This window comes from Mycobacterium simiae, assembly GCF_008370645.1.
Taxonomy (GTDB): Bacteria; Actinomycetota; Actinomycetes; order Mycobacteriales; family Mycobacteriaceae; genus Mycobacterium; species Mycobacterium simiae_A.
Window position 1 is genome coordinate 1 of sequence record NZ_VTZN01000410.1, and the last position, 1,064, is coordinate 1,064.

Consider the following 1,064-nt stretch of genomic DNA (forward strand, 5'->3'; position numbering starts at 1 on the left):
CCAGCCCGGGATGGGCGGCCCGCAGCCTGCCCACCGTCGCAGGCGACAACACATCGCCACCCACACAGAGCTGGCGAAGTGAGGCCAAGTTGGCAAGGGATTCCTCAGCGACCTGGTCGAGCAGTGCCGGGGTGAGGCATAGCCCGGTGACCCGGTGCGCGGCGACGAGCCGGGCCAGCTCGCTGACGTCGCGACTCGTGCTGGTGTCGATGACGAGACAGCCACCGCGAAGCAACGGAATCCACACTTCATAGGTGGAGGCGTCAAACGCGATGGACGAGTGCAGCACGACACGTTCGTGGGCGTCGCCCCACCGCTTATCCGCGGCCAGCTGGACCACGTTGCGGTGCGTGACCGCAACGGCTTTGGGGGTGCCGGTGGATCCGGAGGTGTAGATGATGTAGGCCAGATCCTCTGGATGTGGTCGCATCTCGACCTGGCCCGGGGCGCCGTCGGCACCCGGCTGATCCAGCACGAGGCGCGGGATCATGGTGTCGGGCAGGCTGGGCGCGGTCGCCGTGTCCGTGACGAGCAGCCGTGGGCCAGCGTCGGCGAGCAAGTAGGCGTTGCGCCGGCTGGGATAGTTGGGATCGATGGCGAGGCACGCCGCCCCGGTGTGGCTGATGGCCAGCAGCGTGGTGATCAGCTCGATCCCGCGGGGCAGCGCAACGGCAACGACGGTTTCCGGCTGAGCTCCGTGGCGGCGCAGCCGAGCGGCCAGCTGCTGCACCCGAGCGTTCAGCTCGGCATAGGTCAGCCGGTGCCAGTTGTCTTGTAGCGCGGCCGCATTCGGAGTGCACGCCACCTGGGCGGCAAACAACTCCGGGATGGTGGCGTCGGGGACCTCGGTGCTGGTGTGCGCGGCCAGTAACTGATGGCGTTGGGTGGCCGTGGTGATCTCGATCGAATCGATGGGCCGGCCGGCGTCGGCGGTCAGCACGTCCAGGATGTGCAGATAGTAGGTCGCGAATGCCTCGACGGTGGCGCGGTCGAATAAGTCGGTGGCGTACTCGATCAGACCGGGCAACGGTTGCGTTTGGCCGCCGACGGCTGGCATATCGAAT

General features: G+C 67.5%; 1 protein-coding gene. It reads right to left on the bottom strand.

The window, feature by feature from the left end; all coding sequences use genetic code 11:
* A partial coding sequence (locus F0Q45_RS26140) for an AMP-binding protein (RefSeq protein ID WP_188113183.1) occupies nt 1–1,027 on the bottom strand: 1,027 nt, incomplete at its 3' end.
* Between the last annotated feature and the right edge of the window lie 37 nt (nt 1,028–1,064).